Here is a 20,994-nt window from a genome sequence, read left to right on the forward strand (position 1 = left end):
CGGCCTCGGTCGACATCGTGGCTGAACAACTCGTCGCCGATTACGGTGCCATCGAACACAGCGCCGTACAGCTCACCCTCGCCTCGAGCATGGTGACGCTCGGCGCCGCGTTCCTCAACGCGCCGGGCGCGCTCGGATCGGGGAGCGTTCAAAGCGCCCTCGAACAGACCACCGCCCTTCACCGCGCGCGGGTGAACGCGGTCGCCGAAGTACTCGCACTCCAATCCCAGGGAGTGAGGCAAGCAGTCACCGACCTCATCGCGGCAGACGCCGCCGCCGCGCAGGCTGCCTCATGAGCATTCAGTGGACGCTCGATGACCCCGGCGCCGGGGTTCCGGCAGAGATCCGCGCAGAAGCCGGCCGTCGAGACACCATGAGCAGACTCGCCCAGAGCGCCGCCGGCAACACGACGAGCGCCGCCCCGACCGGCGAGTGGCAGGGCGAGGCGGCATCCGCGCTGACCGGCAAGACCGCTCAGTTCTCTGCCGAACTCCACGTTCTGCGCGACCACGCCGCAATCCACGCCGGCATCCTGCGGCGATACGCCGCGGAAGTCGAAGCCATCAAGGCTGAATACGCCGTTGTTGCGTCGTCGTACCAACAAGCCGCCCACAACCTCGCCCGCACGCAACGTCAGCACGACGCGGTAGCGATGTTCGTCGACGGCACCATCGTCGACGAGAAGGCCCGACTCGCTTCCCGAATCAACAACCTCGAAGCCGACATGGCGGGCCTCAATGCCCGTCTACGGAACCTCGCTGACCGCCGCGCAGCTGCCGACAACACCGCAATCATGGCGCTCACCAGCCCCGAGGCTCGGGGCGGTCTCTCCGGCATCCTCGCCAACTCCGTCGGTCTCCCCGGATCCGCCGCGGCGAGCGGCCGCACCCCATCCCTGGAACAGCTCGCGGAACTCAGCGAGATCGAGCTCGCCATCCTCTTCGCACTCCAGCCAGGCTTGGCCCGCCAACTGCAGTCCGAATCGCAACCAGCCGACGTGGCCGCATGGTGGGGAACCCTCACCACCGACCAACAAACGGCGTTCGTGCTCGGAGCCCCCGCACTTATCGGATCCCTCGGCGGGATCACCCCCGGGAGCAGAGTCGCCGCGAACCTCGTGAACGCACACCACCGCCGCGAGGCGATCGGCGCTGAGCTAGCCCGCCTCGAAGCTATCGCAGCGGAGCCACGCGCCCCTTACGCAATACCGAAATACCTGCTCTCGGCCGAGGAATACACAGCGCTCCGCAAGGAGGCGACATACCTCGACCGCGTGCTGCAGGGCAAGGTGCAGCTATACCTTTACGACCCTGACAATTTCAGCATCATCGAGATGATCGGTACGCTCGGCCCGAACACGACGAGCGTCACTACCTACGTGCCCGGGACCTTCACCAGCAAGTTCAGCTTCTTCGACACCGAAACCGGGGTGACCCAGGTCGGTCGCTGGATGGAGCGCAAAGACTCCAACATGGTCACTTTCGTGTGGAAGGAGGGGATCTTTCCGGGTGAAGACCCCAATGCCGGCTCTGTGAATCTTTCCCGGATCGGCGAAGCGAACGACGAGGAGCGGGCACTCGAAACCGGCGAACTCCTCGCGCGATTCCAGGATGAGATCGCAGCATCGAGCTCGCACGTAGCTAACGCCGAGTCGATAGCACGTGGCCACTCATGGGGCCTCGCCGGGATCACCGCGTCGGAAGTCGCCGGCGCCCACTACGACCAAGTCCACTCGCTAGCAGGCGCTGGCATGCCCGCAGGCTGGGAAGAAGACCGAGAAACGGCATACTTTCACTGGTCATACGTCGACGCGCTGTCCATGGCACAGTCCACTTCCCTCGTGTGGGGCGGGAACATACCAAGCACCCACCCAGCTTTCCAGAGCACCATCTACGAACGAGACGGCGACTTCGACTTGTACCTACCCGGCCCCGACCAGGCTCTCTCGCCGAACCCACCTCCGTCCATCCCCGCAACCACAGATCCCCTCGGCAACCACGACCTGATAGCGCAGCAAGAGGGGAACCAAAAGGCGCTACGCGACATGTATCTCGCGACCGAGGCAGAAAGGAAGCGATGAGGCGCATCATCTTCTACTCATTGAGCGTGCTGACCCTTGGGGCGATGCTGGTGTCATGTGGACAAGGAGCAACAGTGGAGAACTCCACATCGGATCTCACCGTAGATGAGGCTAAGCAGACAGCGATGTCGATGGAGCGGGAGCTCGTCAGCCGCCTCGATCCCGACCGTGTTGTGTCCGTCGACCAGTTGCAGGTGGGCGGATTTTTTGGGTGCGGCGAAGAGCGTATCGTGCAATGGACGGGCCACACCGAAGTGGTCGTGACACCCGACTTCGATATCGAGGCCACGGTAGATCGAATCGTCGAAGAGTATTCCGGTCGCGAAGGGTTCGAGGTCAAGCGAGATGTCACTTCGCTTGGCGATCCGGGAGTACACATCACCGGTAGGTACGGCGCAGGCTACCTCCTCAGCCCTGGAGTCGACGACAATGTCGTCGAGATTCTCTCGTTCTCGCCCTGCTTCACATTGCCGGAAGGCATGTCCGGAGTCGACGAATACTGACGTCGTACGCGAAAGCTGGCGCCGTGACCACGTCGAGGGCCCGTTGGGTCGGGCTGACGGGCCTCGTTGTCATGGCCGTCGCGGTGAGTGGGTGTCAGTCCAGCAAGGAGCAGCCGGTGGATGAGTCGTTGACGGTGGAGGATGTGAAAGCGAGGGCGCAGGCGATGGAGCTGCGGATCGCCGACGGTGTCCCGAAGGAGCTGGTGGATCGGGTTGAGCAGAACGAGTTCGGTGTGCTGGCCGTCTGCGACACGAGTGAGCGCCTCTACGCCTGGACCGGGGTGACGCGTGTGCATCTCGTCGGCGAGTTCGACACCGCAGCCGGCGACGCACTCACCAAGCGGATTGTCGGGGACCTCGGCGGGATAGCTGAGGACGGTTACGTCGTCGGAACATCGGCAGCGACGGAATGGCTCGCAATCGAGATACTGAACCAGAACGGTGAGTTCTACAGCGCAAGCACGACCCCGACAGGTTTCGAGATCAGCGGGCAAGCCAACTTCCTCATCGCCTCCCGCTCGCAGTGCTTCCGCCTGCCTGCCGATGTCGACCCCGGAATGCACTTCTGACCTTGCCGTCACCAGCCGTTGCAGTGACCAGGTGGAGGGCCCGTTGGGTCGGGCTGACGGTCCTCGTTGCGGTGGCCGTCGTGGTGAGTGGGTGTCAGTCCAGCAAGGAGCAGCCGGTGGATGAGTCGTTGACGGTGGAGGATGTGAAAGCGAGGACGCAGGCGATGGAGCTGCGGATCGCCGACGGTGTCCCAAAGGAGCTGGTGGATCGGGTCGAGCAGAACGAGTTCGGTGTACTGGCCGTCTGCGACACGAGTTCAGTTCAGGACAAGCTCTTGCACCTCGGGGGTTCGTGGTGAAGCCTCGTGGGCGCGCGGCCGCGATGGCCGTGGTGTTGAGCATGATGCCGACATTGGGGGGATGCACCGTGGCCGCAGAGCCAACGCCGACCTACGACGAGGTTCGTTCACAGACTCGAGCGGCTGTGTCAACCGTCACCGCCTTGTTCCCGGATGGCGTGGATTACGTCTCCCGCGACGAGTTGGAACCTTTCGGATGCGGCGGTGATGAGGCACCGTTGGGGAACGGAGCCGAGGGGACGGCGTTCTTCACCGAGCGGGGCGAAGCCGTCGTACCAGCGAGCTTCGATGCTGAGGCATTCGTCCTCGGGCTACCCGACGCGCTAGGCGAGGACTGGACGGCGACCGAACCTCGAGACGGATTACCCTTCGTGTCTTTCACCATGACTTACCTGCCGGATCATGTGGACATCGCTGTCAACGCATCAACGCTCGAGGGAGAGACCCTCATCAACATCACGGCGCGGTCTCAATGCGGTCAGCTCTCGGCTACCCAGCGGTGAAGCTACGGCAGTCCTGCGAGCAGCGCCTACACGTAGCCCGATACCTCGGCGAGGACACGGGCTGGTTCGATGGCCGCAAGCACCGTCGACGAAGGGGAAGGCGACTTCGGCTCGTACTTACCCGGCCCCGGCATCGAGCTGATGGGGTAAGACAGTTCCTCAGCGTGATTCACGCCTGAGCCCGAGGCCGTGGTCAGTCGGCCAGGTGGATACCGAAGTCGGTCCGACCGGGATGGATGTCGCTGCGCAGCGCTCGGGTTCCGCGGTAGTCGCCGTCGCGTAGGGCTCGGTACCGGCGCGGCTGCTCGTCGCCCAGCCCCGCAATGCGGGTGCGCAACCGCTCCGCCTCGCGGTCGACGCCCGCGGCATCCAATCCATCGGCGTCGTAGACCACGTGCAGGTCGAACGTCTCGACGCCCACGTACCAGAGGGCGCCGTGGGTCAGGGGGAACAGGAGCGAGTCGAGGTCGCCGCTGATGCCGCGCTCCCCGATCGAGCGCTCGTCCTCCCCCACCGTCACGACGACGAGCGCGCGCCGGCCGGAGAGTCCGCCGTCGCCGTAGCGCCGCGGAACACCGAGCTCGGGATCCATGTCGCCGTACGCGAAACCGTTCGTGAGCACGCGGTCGGTCCAGCCCTTGAGGATCGCGGGCGGCCCGTACCACCACAGCGGAAACTGCAGCACGAGCAGTTCAGCGGCCGCGAACTTTCGCTGCTCCTCGAGCACATCGTCAGGGAACGCGACGCTCCCGTACGCCCCTCCGGCCGGGCCCGAGGCGGTCCCGAGCGTGACGTCGAGCTCAGCGTCCGGGAGCACGGGGTTGAACCCCTGAGCGTACAGATCGGATGTCGCGACGCGGTGCGTGCGCGACAGCTCGGTCACACCGTCGCCGAACAGCCGCGCATTGAACGAGGTCGAACGCGGGTGGGCGAACACCCAGTGGGCGGTGTTCGGCGTCGGCTCGTGCGAGATGGTCATGATGCCTCCGGCCGAGTGGGTGTCGGATCGGTCAGGGCCCGCAGCACGCGCGTGAGAGCGTCGTGAGCGGACGCGGCGCTGATTCGCCCGTCGAGGGCGGCTCGCGACAGGGAATCGCCGGCGCCGACGAGCGCCTGCGCCCCGGCGCCGTCGAGTCGCGCCCCGCACTTCGCGAGGGCCTCGTGGCAGAGGGCGAGGTAAGCGGCCTCGGCCTCACGACGCACCTCTCCCAGCGTCACCGAGCCGTCGAGCGCCGAGACGACATCGGCCAGCTCGCGCCCCTCGGCGAGCGAGCAGTCGATGTACGCGCCCGCGACAGCTCGGCTGACGCCTTCCAGGTCGGGATCCGTGTCAGCGAGCGCGGCGATGAGTGTCGATCGCTGCTGCTCCTCGAACGCGCGATAGAGCTCGGCGAGAGCGCCCGCCCGGTCACCGAAGTGGTCGTAGACGACGGGCTTGGTGACGCCGGCTCGCTCCGCGAGGCGTCCCAGGGTGAACTCGTCCGTTCCCGCATCGCGGATGAGCTCGCGCGCGACCGCGAGCAGCTGAGCGCGCCGCTCACTGCGCGGCATCCGTCGCCGTTGCATCGCCTCGTTCATGCCACCTCCGCACTAAGTTACTTATAGTAGCTTAGTGCGGAGCAGACGGCGTCGCATCCCGGCAACGCAAAGACGCCCGGGACGATCTCTCGTCTCGGGCGTCTGCGCAGTCATCCGGCTGCGAGCCGGTACGTCGGGCTCAGGAGGTCTTCTCGTCCTCTTCCGGCTCGAAGGTCGAGGCGGTGCCGGTGTGACCGGCGGCGACGCCGTCGGGGGCGGCAGGGATGGTCCCGTCCTTGCCGAGGCCGCCGGGCTCGCGCGTGCCCTCGCTGTCGTCCTCGCCGACGGGGACCTCGACGTCCGGCCCCTCGTAGGCGTTGTCGTCGGTGTCGCGGTGCGATTCGTTGGAGGTCATCTCGTTCCTCTCCTCGGTGAGTGACGGCGGGTGCCGTCCGGTCAGATGAAGGGTGCCAGAGCGCCGGCCGTGAGCGCGAGGGCTCCCGCCAGGGCGCCCGATGCGGTAGCCGCCGTCCGGATGTTCCGTCGCATGACGCTCTTGCGCGCGCGATTCCCGGGCGCATCGGTGGTCAGCAGCGAATGCTGAGCCTCTTTCAGCGTCGCGTAGCGGCCGATCGGCGTCGCGTGACCGTCGAGCGCGATGAAGTGGCCATCGGTCGACGTGTCGACGGAGCCGACGAACTCGCCGTCGGTGGAAGCGACGTAGAAGCCCGGGGCGACCGTGGACCAGGTGATCCGCCGGGCGGTGAGAACACGGGGCGCCGCGGGCGCCTCCAGCACGGCAGTCATGCTGCGGCCGCCAGCGTGCGCGTCGCACGCACGGGCGCGGTCACCGGAGCCGCCGCGGCGGGCGCCGTCTCGTCGAGGTCGACGACGAGGCCGGCGGACGAGCTGGCCGCCTTCGCCATCTCGGTCAGGAGCGCCGAGTCGAGCTTCTCGGACTCGGCGGAGTCGAAGACGAACCGCAGCGGGATCGATGGCTGCATCCAGATGGTGGAACGACCGGATGCCTCCCCCGCGGCGTGCTTCCACGTCAGGGTGAAGCTCTCCGAGCGGCGCAGCTTCGTCGCTGCGAGCACCTTCAGGTGCGCAAGAAGCCGGTCGGGGATCTCGATGGACTCGGACGCGTTGCCGTAGAACAGGTGGCCCATGGTGACTCCTCACAGGTGCTGGATGACTTGGGTGAAACGCGACTAGTTGGGAAAGTATCTCGTCAAGTTAGATATCTGGTAAGGTATGAACATCGCGGAAACAGCGGAGGTGCATTCATGACCGGGTTCTTCTATGACAACGACCGTCAGCGTGCGACCAGCGCGCTCGAGGCTCTGCGCCTCTACCAGGCCGCCGAGGCCGCGATGCGTCGGCGGACACGCGAGTCGATGTCGATGGGTGAGAACGAGCTGCTCGTCGTCCGGCAGCTGTTGCGCGCCCAGTCGCGAGGCCAGCAGGTGAAGCCGGGTGATGTGGCGAAGTACCTCGGGATCTCCACCGCCAGCACGACCAGCCTGCTCGATCGCCTCGAGAGCGCGGGCTACCTCCGACGCGTCCCGCACCCGAGCGACCGACGTAGCGTGTACCTCGAGCCGACCGAGCGCGCCGACGACGAGGTGCGGGCGACACTGTCGACGATGCACGACCGCATGCACCAGGTCGCGGCCGACACGTCGCCCGAAGCGACCGAAGCGGTCATCGACTTCCTCACCCGGATGCAGGAGGCCGTCGACTCGGTCGAGCCCGCGTCTGCGCTCCGTCGCTGAGGCGAGGCCGGGACGCGACGGGCCTCACTGGCTCGACGGTTGGCATCGCGGACACCACCAGGTCCGCCGCCGCTCCGGATCATCCACCACTTCGGCGCGAACCCGCACCGAAGTGCCGCACCGCAGACAGGGCTTCCCCGCCCGGCCGGCCACCCAGTGCGAGCGGCCTCGGCGCGCATCGCCCGTCGTCACCTGGTACATCCCCGGCACCGTGGCCGAGAGCCGAAGCACCCGCGCGGCACGAGCCACCAGCGCGGCTGCATCCACCGATCCGATCGGGTCGAACGGGTGCACGCCAGACAGGAACGACAGCTCGTTGACCCACAGGTTGCCGAGCCCGGCGAGATTGCGCTGATCCAGCAGGGCCGCGACGACGGTGCGTTCGGGACGCTGCTCGAGCCGCGCGACCGCCTCGGCGGCATCCCAATCCGGCCGCAGCGGATCCGGTCCGAGGAAGGCGAGCGCCCCGGCGACATCCGCTTCTCGCATCAGTTCGACGATCGGCATGTCGATCCCCCACAGCGTGCGCTCGTCGTCGAGCTGCGCGCGCACGCGCGCCCGAGCGGCGACGGATGCCGGCAGCCGCCGCCCCGGCGCGGTGATCGACCACGAGCCCTGCATCAGCAGGTGGGTGTGCAGCGCCCACCCCGGTGACAGCTGCGTCACCAAGTGCTTGCCGTGCGTCTCGAACTCCGCGATCGTCCAACCCGCGAGGGAGGTGCCGGCCGCTGGCCCAGACCTCAGCTCACCCTCGACGATCGACCGCCCCGCGACCTCCCGCCGCAGGCGCGCGGCGAGCCGGAAGACGCTGTCACCCTCGGGCATCCGCGCCCCGCGCCGCGCATCGGATCGTCATCCGTCCAGTCTGCCCGCGTCTTCTAAACCGCGGCCCGCCATCCGTCAACCGTTCGAGATCGCTCCGGTCGGTGGCGATCATGGCCGCATGAGTGAGATCACCGCACACAAGGGCCTCTTCAACGACATCGAGCTGCACGTGGACGACACCGGCGGTCCGGGTCGCCCCATCGTCCTGATCCACGGGTGGCCGCTGTCGGCCGAGTCGTGGTCGGAGCAGATCCCCGCGCTGACGGCGGCGGGCTATCGAGTCGTGGCGTACGACCGCCGCGGGTTCGGTCGCAGCGACAAGCCGCGCTCGGGTTACGACTACAACACGTTCGCGAAGGATCTCGCGGCGGTGCTCGACACCCTCGATCTGCGCGATGTGACCCTAGTCGGCTTCTCGATGGGTGGCGGCGAGGTCGCCCGCTACATCGCGAACCACGGGCAGGACCGTCTGCGCAGCGTCGTCTTCGCCGCAGCAGTGCCGCCGTACCTCGCTCAGACGCCCGACAACCCGGAGGGCCCGCTGACGCAGGATCTGGCCGACGACATGGAGCGGGGTCTGCGCGACGACGAGGCGACCTTCTACGACGGGTTCACGACCCAGTTCTTCTCGGCTCACGGCGAGCTGAAAGTGACGGAGGAGCAGCGCCAGCAGGCCATCGCCCTCACCCGGCAGGCCGATCACCACGCGGCGCTGAAGGCGATGGAGGCCTTCGGGACCACCGACTTCCGTCGTGACCTCACGGCGGTCACCGTCCCGGCGCTCATCATCCACGGCGACGGTGATGCGACCGTCCCGTTCGAAGGCTCCGGCAAGCGGACGCACGAGCAGCTGCCCGGCAGCGAACTCGTGCTGATCGAGGACGCACCGCACGGGCTCAACGTCAGCCATGCCGACGAGTTCAACGCGGCACTGCTGGCCTTCCTCGCGAAGTAAGGGGCCTCACGCACACAGGGCCGCCTCGTGGAAGCGAGGCGGCCCTGTGTGGCAAACGGCGAAGCGGTCAGAGGTCGAGCTTCTCGTTCTTCCCGTCGTACGTCTCGCCGGTGATCTTCGACTTGATGAGGCCGATGGCCGTCGCGATGCGGCCGCCCGCGCTGCTCCAGTACTCCCCCGAGATCGCATCGATGCGCAGCAGCGTCACGCGCGGGTCGTCGGGGCCGTCCGGGAACCACGCCTCGAGCGTGCTCGACCAGTACTCGTCGAGCCGGGCGCGGTCGTCGACGATCTGCGCCGTGCCGGCCAGTGACACCCAGGCGTCCGAGCTGCTCAGCGAGACCCCGACGCCCGGGCGCGATGCCACGTGCGTCGCGATAGAGCTGTCGCGACTGATGACGAACCACAGGTCGCCGTCGAACTCCGCCTCCTGCACCGTCAGCGGACGGGACGTCAGCTTGCCGTCGGGGTCGAGGGAGGTCACCATCGCGAACCGGAAGTCCGGCAGAAGCTCGGCGAGGGTCTTGCGGGGGTCTTCGTTGTCGTCGCTCATCGTCTCTCCTTGTCCTCGTTCACGTCCGTGCGACGCGTGGGTCCACGCTTGCATCGCGCAGGCTCGCGCCGCGCTCGCTTGACACCGCGGGGTTGGCGCGCTCACCCACCCGAGGGGTTGTCGAGCGGCAGACCCTCGTCGTCGGTCGTCGTCTCGGGGTCGCCGTCATCGGCGGGTGCGGCGCTGGGCGCGCCGGGGAACGCCGACGCACCGCCGGTCGCGGTGCCGGTCTCGACGTCGTCGCCCGGGATGTCGACGTCGCCGTTCGACGCGTGGATATCGGGATCGCTCATCGTGCAGTCCTCCTCGTTCGTGGGACGTGCGACGCTACGCCGGCCCGTCGGTGTCACGCAGGGTATTGACACACCCGAGCGCGGAATCATCCCCGAGGAGGATCGGTGTCCGCCGAGGGACCGACGCGGCGCGGTCGCCCCGCTTCGTAGCGTCGAGCTATGACCACCGCACCGCTTTCCGCACCGCACCGCCTCCGCTCCGTCGCGGGCCGCGCACCCGCCGTCGTCGGCGCGATCGCCGGCAACATCGTCATCCTCGGCATCGTCGCACTCGCCGCCCTCGTCGTCCCTGTCGCCGCCGCCCTCACCTTCGGCTCGGCGCTGCTGTCACGGCTGGGCTGAGGGCGCGGCGGAATCGTCGGGACGTTCCGCGGCGCGCGGCGGCGTGTGAGGAACGAGCTTCAGGCCGACGACGGCGACCACGATGCCGGCGATGAAGACGACCTTCCCGATCGAGAACGCCTCGGCGCCGCTGACGATCGCCCAGGTGACCGTGAGCGCGGCTCCGACACCGACCCACACCGCATATGCCGTGCCGATGGGGATCTGCTTCACCGCCCAGCCGAGCCCGAACATGCTGAGGGTCAGCCCCACGGCGAAGACCGCGGTCGGCACGGGTGCGGTCAACCCGGCGGACTGCCCGAGCGCGGTCGCCCACACCGCTTCGCACACCGCGCTGAGCAGCAGCACGACCCACGCCATTCAGCTCACCGCCTTCAGCCCGATGACCGACGCGACGAGAAGCAGGATGAGCAGGATCCGAGCGACCGACGCTCGCTCCTGGCGCGTGACCATCGCCCACACCACGGTCAGCGTCGCGCCGACGCCGACCCACACCGCGTACGCCGTGCCGGTCGGCAGCTCGGTCATCGCGACGGCGAGACCCGCCATGCTGCCGGCGAGCGCCACGACGAACAAGGCCGCGGGCCGCTTGCGCTTGAACCCATCGGATGCCGCGAGCGCGGCCGCCCACACCGCCTCGAGCATCCCCGAGACGATCAGAATCACCCATGCCATGACAGACCTGTCTGAGTCAGTCTTGTCGTGTGCGGGTACTGCTCCCTCGTCCGCGAGCCCGCCCTCGGGCCCCGCATCCACCCTAGCCCTGTCATCTGAGCACCGGCCGGGCACCGCGGCCGTACACTGCGCGACATGATCCATCTCGTGACCCGTCGCATCCGTCTCGAGGAGCGCGATCGCCTCATCGCATGGCTCGCGCAGGTCGACGGCCCACGCCGCGCCGAGGCGCTGGCATCTCTGGCCGCCGAGGGCGTCGAGCACGAGCGCGCTCTGCTGCTGGATACCAGCGACGGTCCCGTCATCGTCTACGCGATGCAGACCGACGATCTCGACGCGGCGCGGCGGGTGACGGACTCTTCTCCTCGCCCGATCGACGCGGAGCATCGCGACGTCATGCGCGCGGTGGATGCCGGCCCCGCCGACGCCGTGACCGTGCTCGACCTCCACCCCTGAGCGGCCGACCGGCCGGGCACCGCGGCCGTCAGGGCGACGGGACGAGGAACAGCGCGTCGATAAGGCCCGGGTTGTGGGCGTGCACGAGGACGCCGAACACCACGGCGTCGAACAGCAGGTGCACGGTCACGACATAGGCGAGCGAGCGGGTGCGCAGGAAGATGTAGCCCTGCAGCAGGGCGAAGGGGATGGTCAGCGCGGGGCCCCACGCGCGGTAGCCGAGCTCCCACAGGAACGACACGAACACGATCGTCTGCAGGACGTTCGCCGAGACGTCGGCGAAGTGGCGGCGCAGCAGCGCGAAGCACGTGCAGATGAAGAACAGCTCGTCCCAGATGCCGACCGCGCCGACCCCGACGAAGAGCCGCACGATGAGCTCGGGGGTGTCGACCACCGGCCAGTTCGTGTAGACGCCCGAGGTGATGAAGTAGAACGGCAGGATCAGCCAGCCGAGGACGAGCACGGCGGCGAGCCACACCCACTGGAACGTCGACCACCGCCCTCCCCCGCGCCACGGGAAACGGATCGCGTGGTCGCGGTAGACGTATCGCGACACGAGGTAGGGCAGCAGGACGGCACCGCCCAGCGCGAGCGTGAACCGCAGCATCGCCAGGTTGTCGAGCTCGGCCTTCAGGTCGATGAGGCTGACCACGACCATGCCGAGCGCGATGAGCGAGAGGTCACGGGTCAGCGACGGGCTCGCCTCGCGCACACGCCGGCGTTCCAGGCCGAGCGCGACCAGCAGGCCGGCGATGAGCAGGGCCCAGCCCAGCCAGGGCTGCAGCAGCACGAAGAACGCCGGAGCGGCGAGGCACACGAGCAGCGCCGGAAGCGTGCTGACCGAGAGATACGGACGGGTCCCGAGATCGGCGTGCGGCTTCATGGCGTCAGCGCGTGTCGTCGGTGCGTACGTAGACGAGGTCGCGGATGTCGCGCCCCTTGGCGATGCCCTTGCGTTCGAAGGCGGTCATCACGCGCCCCTCGAACCGCGGCGCCCACGCTCCGTCGAAGCCGGGCTCGAAGCCCGCGGCATCCGTCATCACCTCGCGCATCTGGAGGGCGTAGTCCTCCCAGTCGGTCGCGAGCCGGAGGACGCCCCCGGGCTTGAGCACGCGCGCCGCGAGCGGCGTGAAGTCCGGCGAGATGAGACGCCGCTTGGTGTGGCGGTTCTTGTGCCACGGGTCGGAGAAGAAGATCCACAGCTCGTCGACGGATGCCGCCGGCAGCAGGTGCTCGAGCACCTCCGGCGCGTTCGCCTCGACCAGGCGCAGATTGCGCGCCCCGGCCCGGTCGGCGTCGAGCATGGTGCGGGCCAAGCCCGCCCGGAAGACCTCGACGGCCAGGAAGTCGACGTCGGGAGCGTTCTGCGCCGCGGCGACGATGGCGTGCCCCTGGCCCGAACCGATCTCGACGATGACGGGCGCCGAGCGGCCGAACAGGGTCTCGGTGTCGACGGCCGATCCCGGGCGGACGCTGAGGACGGCCTGGTCGCGCTCGACCGGCACGAGGTAGAACGAGCCGAGTTCGTTCCAGGCGCGCTCCTGCCCGTCGCTCATGCGCCCGCTGCGACGAGCGAACGACACGGGCCGGTCGCGGTAGCGCGGCTCGCCGCCGGTGTCGGGCACGTCGTTCTGCATGCCTCCAGGGTATCGAGCCCGGCGCCGCGTCCCGCCCCGCGCCGGGCGGGTCAGGTCGTGACGAAGTCGATGAGCTCTTCGACGCGCCCCAGCAGCGCGGGGTCGAGGTCGCGATAGGTCCGCACGGATCCGAGGATGCGCTGCCACGCGTTCGCGACGTCGGCCTGGTCCTCAGCGGGCCAGCCGAGCGCCCGCAAGACGCCCGTCTTCCAGTCGATGCCGCGCGGCACCTGCGGCCATGCGGCGATCCCAACGGCCTCGGGCCTCACGCACTGCCACACGTCGATGTGCGGGTGCCCGACGATCTTCAGATGCTTGCCGTGCGGTCCGCGCAGGATCTGCTGCGCGATCCGTGTCTCCTTCGAGCCGGCGACGAGGTGGTCGACGAGCACTCCGTAACGGCGCTCCGCCGACGGGGGCTCGTCGCTCAGCAGCTCATCGAGCAGGTCGATGCCCTGCAGGTACTCCACCACGACGCCCTCGACCCGCAAGTCGGCGCCCCACACCTTCTCGACGAGTTCGGCGTCATGCCGCCCCTCGACGAGGATGCGCGACGCGCGAGCCACGCGCGCACGCTGCTGCGGCGCGACGAACGACCCGGATGCCGTCCGCAGCCGCCCCTGCGGAGCAGCGGCCTTCGGGGCGACGAGACGGACGGGCTCGCCGTCGACGAGGAACCCGCCGCCCAGCGGGAAGAGACGGACCTTGCCGAGGCGGTCCTCGAGTTCGACGTTCCCGCCGCGCACCGCCACGACCGCGCCGCAGTACCCGTCGGCGGCGACCTCGACGACCAGGTCGGGATCAGCGGGCACCTCGGGGACGACTTTGCGTCCGGCCTCGCGCCATCCCGCAGCGAGCACGTCGGTGCCGTACCTGTCGTCCATCGAACCTCCCGCGTCGCAGCCCCTCGGACCGCCGGTCAGCATAAGCGGCGCGCGGCGCGATGCACGGTATCCGCGCCGCGATTCCGCTGCCCGCTGATTCTCAGTCGCCGCATAGGCTCACTCCCGGGCCCCTCAATAGAGTGGGACCGAGGCCGGTCCTCCGTCCTCGGAAGGGGAACGGATGCGCGCGCTCCGAGCACTGACGCTCTCGATCGTGGCGAGCCTCGCCCTGATCCTGGGCGGCTCCGCCGCGGCTGTCGCCACGGAACCGGTCGACCTCGGTGCGAGCCGGGTCGTGGACGGCGTCGACGTCCTCTCAGCCGGCGAGGAACGCGCCCTCGACGAACGATTGACCGCGCTCAGCGGTGAGGCCGGTGTCGACCTCTGGGTGGTCTACGTCGATACCTTCACGAACCCGTCCGACGCCGCGGACTGGGCCAACGCCGTCGCCGCCCGCGGCGGACTCGGCGTCAACCAGTACGTCCTGGCCATCGCGACGGAGCAGCGCAACTTCTACCTCTCGGGCGACACGGCGGGTCCGATCGACGCCGACGCCCTCGGCCGCATCGAGACGCAGAACATCCTCCCCGAGCTGCAGGCCGGTGATTGGAGCGGCGCAGCCTTCGCGGCGGCAGGAGCCATGGCGGACGCGGTCGGCGGCGGCGGTTCTCCGAGCCAGCCCGGTGCCACGGGCGGCGGCTTCTCGGGCCTCACGATCATCCTCGGACTGCTCGCGGTGGGTGCTGTCATCGCCGTGATCGTGGTCGTGATGCGACGTCGGCGCTCCGGCGGCGCACGGGCGCACGGGGGCGCAGCACCGGCCGCGGAGCCGATCGAACAGCTCGCCCGCCGATCCGCCGCCGCTCTCGTCGCCGCCGATGACGCCATCCGCACGAGCGAGCAGGAGCTCGGATTCGCGACGGCGCAGTTCGGCGACGCGGCGGCGAGCGGCTTCGCCGACACCCTCGCCCAGGCGCGCCGCGACCTCGACGAGGCATTCGCGCTGCAGCAGCGCCTCGACGACGACGAGGCCGACACCGAGGAAGACGTCCGCGCGATCCACACGCGGATCCTCGAGCTCTGCGCTCACGCCGACGCCGAGCTCGATGCGCGCACCGAGGAGTTCGACGGGCTGCGCGCACTGGAGCAGAACGCACCCGAGGCGCTCGTGCGCATCCAGCAGGAGCGCGCGGCCGCCGCATCCGGTCTGGATGCCGCCTCCACATCACTGGAGCGTCTCACCGCCGCCTACGCCCCCGAAGAGCTCGCGACGGTCGACGACAACCCCGACCAGGCGCGCTCGCGCCTCGCCTATGCCGACGAGCAGCTGGCCGCCGCACAGCGGGCCATCGCCGCCGGCGACGGCCCGGAGGCGGCCGTGGCGCTGCGGGCCGCCGAGAGCGCGATCGCCCAGGCCGCCCAGCTCGAAGCCTCGGTCGACAAGGTCGCCGAAACCCTCGCCGCCGCCGAGCGCGACGCCGCTGCTCTGCTCGCCGACCTCGAGGGCGACCTGGCGAGCGCGATCGGAGTGCCCGATGCGGACGGTACGCTCGCCGGCGTCGTCACCGCCACCCGCCAGCAGATCGACGCCGCCCGGACCCAGCTGTCGGGGACGCAGCGCCGCCCGCAGGCCGCCCTGTCGGTGCTGCTGGGTGCGAACGCGGCGATCGACGCGGCCCTGTCCGGCGCGCGCGACGCGGCGCAGCGCGCGGAACGTGCGCGTCAGACGCTCGCCCAGCAGCTGCAGCAGGCGCGCGCGCAGGTCTCGGCCGCCGAGGACTACATCGCCACACGGCGCGGCGCGGTCGGAGCGACCGCGCGCACCCGGGTCGCCGAAGCCCGTGCCTCGCTTGACCGCGCGGAGGCCACGGCGCAGATCGACCCCGAACGTGCCCTCGCCGACGCGACCCGCGCGGCACAGCTCGGCGCACTCGCCGTCGAGGCCGCCCGCGGCGACGTCGGCGGTTTCGCGCAGGCCGCCCCCGGTTCGGGATCGAGCGGCATGATGGGTGCCATGATCGGCGGAATGGTGCTCAACTCGCTCCTCGGCGGCGGGTCGTCCGGTCGCCGCTCCTCCGGCTTCGGCGGAAGCGGGTTCGGCGGCTTCGCCGGCCCCTCGCGCGGCGGGTTCGGCGGCGGATTCGGCGGTGGCTCTCGCGGCCGAAGCGGCGGCGGAGGCTTCGGCGGCGGTCGTTCGCGCCGCGGCGGCGGCCGCTTCTGACTCAGAACTCCTACCCAGACCACCCATGAAAGGAACCCCGATGGCAAAGCAGTCCATCTTCGGTCGTATCTCCACCCTCATGAAGGCGAACATCAACGCCCTTCTGGACCAGGCCGAGGACCCGCAGAAGATGCTCGACCAGCTCGTGCGGGACTACACCAACTCGATCGCCGACGCCGAGTCGGCGATCGCCGAGACGATCGGCAACCTGCGCCTGCTCGAGCGCGACCACCAGGAGGACGTCCAGGCGGCGGCCGAGTGGGGCAACAAGGCGCTCGCTGCGAGCCGCAAGGCCGACGAGCTCCGCGCGGTCGGCAACACCGCCGACGCCGACAAGTTCGACAACCTGGCCAAGGTCGCGCTGCAGCGTCAGATCAGCGAGGAGAACGAGGCCCGGACGATCGCCCCGACGATCGCGACCCAGACCGAGGTCGTCGAGAAGCTCAAGGACGGGCTCAACGGCATGAAGGTCAAGCTCGACCAGCTGCGGGCCAAGCGCTCCGAGCTGCTCGCGCGGGCGAAGACCGCCGAGGCGCAGAACCGCGTCCACGACGCCGTGAAGTCGATCGACGTGCTCGACCCCACCAGCGAGCTCGGCCGCTTCGAAGACAAGGTCCGCCGCCAGGAGGCACTCGCCGCCGGCAAGCAGGAGCTCGCCGCATCGAGCCTCGACGCGCAGTTCGAGAGCCTCGAGGACGTCGGCCAGCTGACCGAGGTCGAGGCGCGGCTCGCCGCCCTGAAGTCCGGCGGCGCCGCGGGCGCGATCGAGCGCTGACACCGTCTGACCGAGAACACCGACGTCCGGGCCGGCGATGCCGCCCGGACGTCGGTGTTCGTCCCGCCTGAACGAAGGATGACGACATGACCCGATTCATCGTGGTGCCGCAGTGGCAGGGGTCTCCCTCGGCCCGCTCGATGACGCTGATCGACGGCGCCGAGGCGATCGCCGGCGACCTGCCGCGCAGCGCCACCGTGCGGGTCGATGTGCCCGTCGAGGCCGGCGAGGCGCTCGACACCGGCATCCGCCGCTTCAGTTCGCTGCAGCGCACCCGTGACCTCATCGCGGCCGCGTTGACGGGCTCGACCGATTCACCTTCGGCCGCCGCGGCACCGGCCTCCCCCGCTGTCGTCATCGGCGGAGACTGCGGCGTGGCCGTGCCGGCCGTCGCGCACGCCGCGTCCGCGCACCCGGATCTGGCCGTCGTGTGGTTCGACGCCCACGCCGACCTGCACACGCCGGCGTCGTCGCCCTCGGGCGCCTTCGCGGGCATGGCGCTGCAGGCGGTCTTCGGTCGCGGTCCCCTGACGACGGATGCCGCCGTCCCGGCCGACCGCGTCGTCCTGGCCGGCGCGCGCGAGTTCGACGCCGCCGAGACCGATCTCGTCGACGAGGTGAAGCTGCGCACGCTGCGGGTGGACGACCTCGCCGACCCCGCCGCGCTGGCGGACGCCGTCGCAGCGACCGGCGCGCGCTCGGTCTATGTGCACGTCGACCTCGACGTCCTCGACCCGTCGGCCATCACGGGGGTCGGCGCGCCCGTGCCGTTCGGGCTCGACGTCCCCACCCTCACCGCCGCGATCGGCGCGCTGCGCGAGCGGATGCCTCTCGTCGGGGCATCCATCTCGGGCTTCGCTCCGGCGCACCCCGATGCCGCCGTCGACGACATGGGATCGGTGCTGCGGATCATCGGAGCCGTCGCATGAGCCCCGCGATGCCGCCGACAGGCTGGCGCGAACGGGCCGACCGAGCCGTGCGACGCGGGGAAGCCCTCGACCGCTGGATCCCGGCGGCCCTGCTCGATTCGCCGATCAGCCGCATCGGCGCCGTCGCCGGGACGGCATTCGGTTTCGTCTGGGGCACGCTGTGGTCGACGGGTCGCGTCCGCCGCCGCTCGGGGCTGTGGGTGTTCACCGGCATGCCCGCATGGACCTTCGGGCGCGGCGGCGTCTGCGTCGGCTCGTGCTTCCTCACCGGCGAGCGCGATCCCGACGAACGCGTCCTGGCGCACGAGGCGGTGCACGCGCGGCAGTGGCGCCGGTACGGGCTGTTGATGCCCGTGCTCTATCTCATCGCGGGCCGCGACCCGCTGCGCAACCGTTTCGAGATCGACGCCGGACTGGCCGACGGCAACTACATCCCGCGGCGGGCCGGCCTGCGCTGACGAGACTCAGCGGGCGGTCGCGAGACCGAAACGCTCCGGGGTGTGGATCGCGTCGGCGGCCATCCCGAGTCGACCCGTCAGGTGATCGACGATGTCGGCCGTGCCCAGAAAGCCCCCGAGCAGGTGCACGCGCGTCGCGCGCGCGGCATCCGTGCAGAGCATCTCGTCGGCCCAGGCGGTGACCGCCCGGGTGAGCGCCTCGCCCGGCGCACAGGCCCGGCCCGAACCCGCCGCGCCGGTGCGGGCGGAGCGGTCGAGCCACGTGACGATCATGCGCGCGGGGACCGCAACGGAACCGATCCACGTGGCGTCGGGCACCTCGATGAAGACGCGGCCGGTCGAGCACAACGGCAGCGTCGCCACGAGGGCGGCGAGCTCGGCGAGCGAGTGCTCGTCGGCGGTGATCAGTTGCTGCACGCGGGCATGCTTCGACGCACGGCACGCGGAGTCACTGTGGACGGTCATGATGCGTCCACTATACCCCCGACGTAGGCATGCCTTACCTACGTCGAGAGCCGTCACCCGACCAGGATGCGACGCAGCTCCGCGATCTCGTCGTCTGCCAGCCCCTGCGCCCGCAGGTAGTCGACCGGCGATCCGTACCGCTCGCGCAGGTCGTCGAGCAGGGAACGCATGACCGGTGCCGGCGAGCGGGTGGCGAGGTCGACGAGGTCCGGCGCGTCCGGATGGTGGGCGCGCAGATAGGCGACGATCGGCGCGTTGCGTTCGGCCGGCAGCAGCGTCTCGGTGCGCGCGTAGTCGGCGACGACCGCATCGTCGTCGACGCCGGCTGCGGCGAGGATCAGCGCGACGGTGACGCCGGTACGGTCCTTGCCGATCGTGCAGTGCACGAGCACCGGCTGGTCGGCGAGGACGCCGCGGACGACCTCGAGGACGCGCGGGCCGGATTCATCCACGATCGCCCGGTACATCGACGCAAGCGACATGTCCGCCCGGAAGAGGGAGGCGACCGAGCCCAGCAGCAGCGGCACGCGTTGCGTCTGATGACCGAAGCCGTCGAGCACCGTCGGCTCGGAGAGCACCTCGTCGTCGTCGCGCAGGTCGATGATGCGGCGCAGTCCGACCCGTCGCAGGGCCTCGCGGCCCGCCTCGTCGACGCGGAACAGATTGCCCGAGCGGTAGAGGACGCCCGAGCGGGTGACGCGGTCACCGGCGGGCAGTCCGCCGGTGTCGCGGAAGTTGACCGCGCCCGAGACGACGATCGGGATCTCGTCGCTCACGCGTCGAGGTTCGGGAGGGGCGGAACGGGATAGCGGCCGGCGATCGTGACGCGGTTGAAGGCGTTGATCGACACGAACAGCCAGCTCAGCGCGACGTACTCGGCTTCGGAGAACACGCCGCCGACGTGGTCGTAGAGCTCGTCCGAGATCCCCTCGTCGGAGATGTGGACGTAGGTCTCCGCGAGCTCGAGGGCCGCCCGCTCACGATCGTCGAAGACGCCCGAGTCGCGCCAGGTCGCCAACTGGGCGATCTCGTCGGCGGTGACGCCCGCGCGGACGGCACGGTCGACGTGCACGCGCACGCAGTACGCGCAGCCGTTCAGCTGCGAGCTGTGGACGAGCGCGAGCTCCTTGAGACGCTCTCCGATGCCCGCGTCGGCGGCGATACGGCCGACCGTGCGCGCGAAAGCGTCGAGGGCGTCGTACGCCGGGCGAGCCGCTTTCGACAGGTGGATGCGGTGCTCCGGACTCATGGCTTCACACTACCCATGCCCTATCGCGGGCGGGTGAGAATGAGAGGCACCCCGACCGAAGGACCCCCGTGACCGACGCCCCGTTCGACGAGTTCTCGTTCCTGCCCGTCCAAGCCGCCGAGCTCGGAGTCCCCGTCCCTGCGGCCGAGCGCCTCGGCGCGCGTACCGCGGACGGCCGCGATCTCAGCGCACTGCGCTTCGGGGCCGATGCACCCGAGGTGACCCTGCTGCACGGTGCGGGGCTGAACGCCCACACCTGGGATCGCACCGTCCTGGCCCTGGGCCGCCCCGCCCTGTCGGTGGACCTCCCCGGTCACGGCGACTCCGGCTGGCGCGATGACGCCGACTACACAGCACGCACCCTCGCCGCCGATCTCATCCCGGCGCTCGAGCGATGGACCGAGCAGCCGCAGGTACTCGTCGGACAGTCGCTGGGCGGCCTCACCGCGGCGGCGATCGCGGCCCAGCGACCCGAGCTCGTGCGGGCGCTCGTCATCGTCGACATCGCGCCGGGGCTCGACCCCGCCGGCGGTGCCGCGCAGATCCGGCGCTTCTTCGCCGGGCCCACCGACTGGTCGTCGCGGGCGGAGCTCGTCGACCGCGCCCTCGCCTTCGGCCTGGGAGGCGACCGCACCGCGGCCGAGCGCGGCGTGCTGCTGAACTCGCGCGTCCGGCCCGACGGCCGCGTGGAATGGAAGCACCACTTCGCGCGCATCGCCAACGCGTTGGCCGCCGACCCCGAGGCCGCGGCCGTCGCGGACGAGCGCCAGGACGCGCTGGCCGCCGTGCTCGCGGCATCCGGGTGGGACGACCTCGAAGCCGTCACGGCTCCGATCACGCTCGTGCGCGGCGAACGGGGTTACCTCTCGACGGCGGATCTCGACGCCTACCGCGCGCGGCTGCCGCACGCGCGCATCATCGACGTCGACAGCGGCCACAACGTACAGGAGGAGCTGCCGGCGGAACTCGCCCGGCTCATCCGCGATGCCGGCCTCGCGGGACGCGAACAGGGCTGACCGAGAAGTCGCCG

Annotated in this window: 31 protein-coding genes and 1 riboswitch; of the genes, 15 read left to right on the plus strand and 16 right to left on the minus strand. The window is 69.8% G+C overall.

What is annotated here, in order from left to right:
- The first annotated feature begins 17 nt into the window (after window positions 1-17).
- The 6 genes from JOF37_RS04965 (at window position 18) to JOF37_RS04990 (ending at window position 3,954) form a co-directional block, all read left to right on the plus strand.
- The gene (locus JOF37_RS04965; RefSeq protein ID WP_210005666.1) at window positions 18-296 is read left to right on the plus strand and encodes a hypothetical protein; all 279 of its coding nucleotides are present in this window, start codon (window positions 18-20) and stop codon (window positions 294-296) included.
- Entirely contained in the window at window positions 293-2,080 is a 1,788-nt protein-coding gene (locus JOF37_RS04970; RefSeq protein WP_210005667.1) for a hypothetical protein, read from the plus strand. The genes JOF37_RS04965 and JOF37_RS04970 overlap by 4 nt, the downstream gene beginning before the upstream one ends.
- On the plus strand, window positions 2,077-2,583 hold the full coding sequence (locus JOF37_RS04975; RefSeq protein WP_210005669.1) for a hypothetical protein: 507 nt from the start codon (window positions 2,077-2,079) through the stop codon (window positions 2,581-2,583). Before JOF37_RS04970 ends, JOF37_RS04975 begins: the two co-directional genes overlap by 4 nt.
- Before the next feature lie 116 nt (window positions 2,584-2,699).
- A complete protein-coding gene (locus JOF37_RS04980) occupies window positions 2,700-3,152 on the plus strand; it encodes a hypothetical protein (RefSeq protein ID WP_210005673.1) in 453 nt (150 codons plus the stop codon).
- A gap of 116 nt (window positions 3,153-3,268) precedes the next feature.
- Entirely contained in the window at window positions 3,269-3,451 is a 183-nt protein-coding gene (locus JOF37_RS04985; protein WP_210005675.1) for a hypothetical protein, read from the plus strand.
- A 125-nt stretch (window positions 3,452-3,576) separates the two neighbouring features.
- Window positions 3,577-3,954, plus strand: coding sequence for a hypothetical protein (locus JOF37_RS04990; protein WP_210005677.1), 378 nt, complete (start codon window positions 3,577-3,579; stop codon window positions 3,952-3,954).
- A gap of 193 nt (window positions 3,955-4,147) precedes the next feature.
- On the opposite strand, the gene JOF37_RS04995 is transcribed toward JOF37_RS04990, so the two are convergent.
- The 5 genes from JOF37_RS04995 to JOF37_RS05015 form a co-directional block, all read right to left on the minus strand.
- On the minus strand, window positions 4,148-4,933 hold the full coding sequence (locus tag JOF37_RS04995) for an NAD(P)H-dependent oxidoreductase (RefSeq protein WP_210005678.1): 786 nt from the start codon (window positions 4,931-4,933) through the stop codon (window positions 4,148-4,150).
- Window positions 4,930-5,532 (minus strand): TetR/AcrR family transcriptional regulator, encoded by a 603-nt coding sequence (locus JOF37_RS05000; protein ID WP_210005679.1) that lies wholly within the window; start codon window positions 5,530-5,532, stop codon window positions 4,930-4,932. Before JOF37_RS05000 ends, JOF37_RS04995 begins: the two co-directional genes overlap by 4 nt.
- A 139-nt stretch (window positions 5,533-5,671) precedes the next feature.
- Window positions 5,672-5,887, minus strand: coding sequence for a hypothetical protein (locus JOF37_RS05005; RefSeq protein ID WP_210007847.1), 216 nt, complete (start codon window positions 5,885-5,887; stop codon window positions 5,672-5,674).
- A gap of 41 nt (window positions 5,888-5,928) precedes the next feature.
- Window positions 5,929-6,279, minus strand: coding sequence for a peptide ABC transporter permease (locus JOF37_RS05010; RefSeq protein ID WP_210005682.1), 351 nt, complete (start codon window positions 6,277-6,279; stop codon window positions 5,929-5,931).
- The gene (locus tag JOF37_RS05015; protein ID WP_210005684.1) at window positions 6,276-6,641 is read right to left on the minus strand and encodes a DUF7882 family protein; all 366 of its coding nucleotides are present in this window, start codon (window positions 6,639-6,641) and stop codon (window positions 6,276-6,278) included. Before JOF37_RS05015 ends, JOF37_RS05010 begins: the two co-directional genes overlap by 4 nt.
- A gap of 117 nt (window positions 6,642-6,758) precedes the next feature.
- On the opposite strand from JOF37_RS05015, the gene JOF37_RS05020 reads away from it, so the two are divergent.
- Complete coding sequence (locus JOF37_RS05020; RefSeq protein ID WP_210005686.1) at window positions 6,759-7,247, plus strand: MarR family winged helix-turn-helix transcriptional regulator; 489 nt, start codon at window positions 6,759-6,761, stop codon at window positions 7,245-7,247.
- A 24-nt stretch (window positions 7,248-7,271) separates the two neighbouring features.
- Here JOF37_RS05020 and JOF37_RS05025 read toward each other — a convergent pair whose 3' ends face one another.
- Window positions 7,272-8,072 (minus strand): DNA-formamidopyrimidine glycosylase family protein, encoded by an 801-nt coding sequence (locus JOF37_RS05025; protein ID WP_210005688.1) that lies wholly within the window; start codon window positions 8,070-8,072, stop codon window positions 7,272-7,274.
- A 118-nt stretch (window positions 8,073-8,190) separates the two neighbouring features.
- On the opposite strand from JOF37_RS05025, the gene JOF37_RS05030 reads away from it, so the two are divergent.
- Complete coding sequence (locus JOF37_RS05030; protein WP_210005697.1) at window positions 8,191-9,027, plus strand: alpha/beta fold hydrolase; 837 nt, start codon at window positions 8,191-8,193, stop codon at window positions 9,025-9,027.
- Window positions 9,028-9,094: 67 nt separating this feature from the next.
- Here the strand turns inward: JOF37_RS05030 and JOF37_RS05035 are convergent, their stop codons facing one another.
- Both JOF37_RS05035 and JOF37_RS05040 read right to left on the minus strand, forming a co-directional pair.
- Window positions 9,095-9,580, minus strand: coding sequence for a pyridoxamine 5'-phosphate oxidase family protein (locus tag JOF37_RS05035; protein ID WP_210005699.1), 486 nt, complete (start codon window positions 9,578-9,580; stop codon window positions 9,095-9,097).
- Between the two features lie 101 nt (window positions 9,581-9,681).
- A complete protein-coding gene (locus JOF37_RS05040) occupies window positions 9,682-9,873 on the minus strand; it encodes a hypothetical protein (RefSeq protein WP_210005700.1) in 192 nt (63 codons plus the stop codon).
- A gap of 159 nt (window positions 9,874-10,032) precedes the next feature.
- Between JOF37_RS05040 and JOF37_RS05045 the strand changes: the two genes are divergently transcribed.
- Window positions 10,033-10,215, plus strand: coding sequence for a hypothetical protein (locus tag JOF37_RS05045; protein WP_210005701.1), 183 nt, complete (start codon window positions 10,033-10,035; stop codon window positions 10,213-10,215).
- Here the strand turns inward: JOF37_RS05045 and JOF37_RS05050 are convergent.
- Both JOF37_RS05050 and JOF37_RS05055 read right to left on the minus strand, forming a co-directional pair.
- The gene (locus JOF37_RS05050) at window positions 10,201-10,575 is read right to left on the minus strand and encodes a DMT family transporter (protein ID WP_210005702.1); all 375 of its coding nucleotides are present in this window, start codon (window positions 10,573-10,575) and stop codon (window positions 10,201-10,203) included. The genes JOF37_RS05045 and JOF37_RS05050 overlap by 15 nt on opposite strands.
- Entirely contained in the window at window positions 10,576-10,890 is a 315-nt protein-coding gene (locus tag JOF37_RS05055; RefSeq protein WP_210005703.1) for a DMT family transporter, read from the minus strand.
- Window positions 10,891-10,900: 10 nt separating this feature from the next.
- A riboswitch (guanidine-III (ykkC-III) riboswitch) is annotated at window positions 10,901-10,965 on the minus strand.
- A 60-nt stretch (window positions 10,966-11,025) separates the two neighbouring features.
- On the opposite strand from JOF37_RS05055, the gene JOF37_RS05060 reads away from it, so the two are divergent.
- On the plus strand, window positions 11,026-11,346 hold the full coding sequence (locus tag JOF37_RS05060; RefSeq protein WP_210005704.1) for a DUF6176 family protein: 321 nt from the start codon (window positions 11,026-11,028) through the stop codon (window positions 11,344-11,346).
- A gap of 28 nt (window positions 11,347-11,374) precedes the next feature.
- Here JOF37_RS05060 and JOF37_RS05065 read toward each other — a convergent pair whose 3' ends face one another.
- The 3 genes from JOF37_RS05065 to JOF37_RS05075 are packed head-to-tail and all read right to left on the minus strand — an operon-like array spanning window position 11,375 to window position 13,867.
- Entirely contained in the window at window positions 11,375-12,229 is an 855-nt protein-coding gene (locus JOF37_RS05065; RefSeq protein WP_210005705.1) for a CPBP family intramembrane glutamic endopeptidase, read from the minus strand.
- A 4-nt stretch (window positions 12,230-12,233) separates the two neighbouring features.
- The gene (gene trmB / locus JOF37_RS05070; protein ID WP_245338102.1) at window positions 12,234-12,983 is read right to left on the minus strand and encodes a tRNA (guanosine(46)-N7)-methyltransferase TrmB; all 750 of its coding nucleotides are present in this window, start codon (window positions 12,981-12,983) and stop codon (window positions 12,234-12,236) included.
- 50 nt (window positions 12,984-13,033) lie between these two features.
- On the minus strand, window positions 13,034-13,867 hold the full coding sequence (locus JOF37_RS05075) for a DUF3097 domain-containing protein (RefSeq protein ID WP_210005706.1): 834 nt from the start codon (window positions 13,865-13,867) through the stop codon (window positions 13,034-13,036).
- Between the two features lie 181 nt (window positions 13,868-14,048).
- Here JOF37_RS05075 and JOF37_RS05080 point away from each other — a divergent pair, with 181 nt between their 5' ends.
- From JOF37_RS05080 to JOF37_RS05095, 4 genes are all read left to right on the plus strand, one after another.
- Window positions 14,049-16,088, plus strand: coding sequence for a TPM domain-containing protein (locus tag JOF37_RS05080; protein ID WP_210005707.1), 2,040 nt, complete (start codon window positions 14,049-14,051; stop codon window positions 16,086-16,088).
- Between the two features lie 40 nt (window positions 16,089-16,128).
- Window positions 16,129-16,863, plus strand: a complete 735-nt coding sequence (locus tag JOF37_RS05085; protein ID WP_210005709.1) for a PspA/IM30 family protein — start codon at window positions 16,129-16,131, stop codon at window positions 16,861-16,863.
- An 86-nt stretch (window positions 16,864-16,949) separates the two neighbouring features.
- The gene (locus tag JOF37_RS05090) at window positions 16,950-17,792 is read left to right on the plus strand and encodes an arginase family protein (protein ID WP_210005711.1); all 843 of its coding nucleotides are present in this window, start codon (window positions 16,950-16,952) and stop codon (window positions 17,790-17,792) included.
- Window positions 17,789-18,250 (plus strand): Fe-S oxidoreductase, encoded by a 462-nt coding sequence (locus JOF37_RS05095; RefSeq protein ID WP_210005714.1) that lies wholly within the window; start codon window positions 17,789-17,791, stop codon window positions 18,248-18,250. Before JOF37_RS05090 ends, JOF37_RS05095 begins: the two co-directional genes overlap by 4 nt.
- 6 nt (window positions 18,251-18,256) lie before the next feature.
- Here JOF37_RS05095 and JOF37_RS05100 read toward each other — a convergent pair whose 3' ends face one another.
- Genes JOF37_RS05100 through JOF37_RS05110 form a run of 3 tightly spaced genes read right to left on the minus strand, consistent with a single transcriptional unit; the run spans window position 18,257 to window position 19,964 of the window.
- Window positions 18,257-18,715, minus strand: a complete 459-nt coding sequence (locus JOF37_RS05100; protein WP_210005716.1) for a ferredoxin reductase domain-containing protein — start codon at window positions 18,713-18,715, stop codon at window positions 18,257-18,259.
- 53 nt (window positions 18,716-18,768) lie between these two features.
- Window positions 18,769-19,491, minus strand: a complete 723-nt coding sequence (locus tag JOF37_RS05105) for a tyrosine-protein phosphatase (protein WP_271174825.1) — start codon at window positions 19,489-19,491, stop codon at window positions 18,769-18,771.
- Entirely contained in the window at window positions 19,488-19,964 is a 477-nt protein-coding gene (locus JOF37_RS05110) for a carboxymuconolactone decarboxylase family protein (protein WP_210005718.1), read from the minus strand. The genes JOF37_RS05105 and JOF37_RS05110 overlap by 4 nt, the downstream gene beginning before the upstream one ends.
- Window positions 19,965-20,032: 68 nt before the next feature.
- Here JOF37_RS05110 and JOF37_RS05115 point away from each other — a divergent pair, with 68 nt between their 5' ends.
- Window positions 20,033-20,980, plus strand: coding sequence for an alpha/beta fold hydrolase (locus tag JOF37_RS05115; protein ID WP_210005720.1), 948 nt, complete (start codon window positions 20,033-20,035; stop codon window positions 20,978-20,980).
- Window positions 20,981-20,994 lie beyond the last annotated feature (14 nt).

Origin of the sequence: Microbacterium imperiale (assembly GCF_017876655.1) — a bacterium.
Taxonomy (GTDB): Bacteria; Actinomycetota; Actinomycetes; order Actinomycetales; family Microbacteriaceae; genus Microbacterium; species Microbacterium imperiale.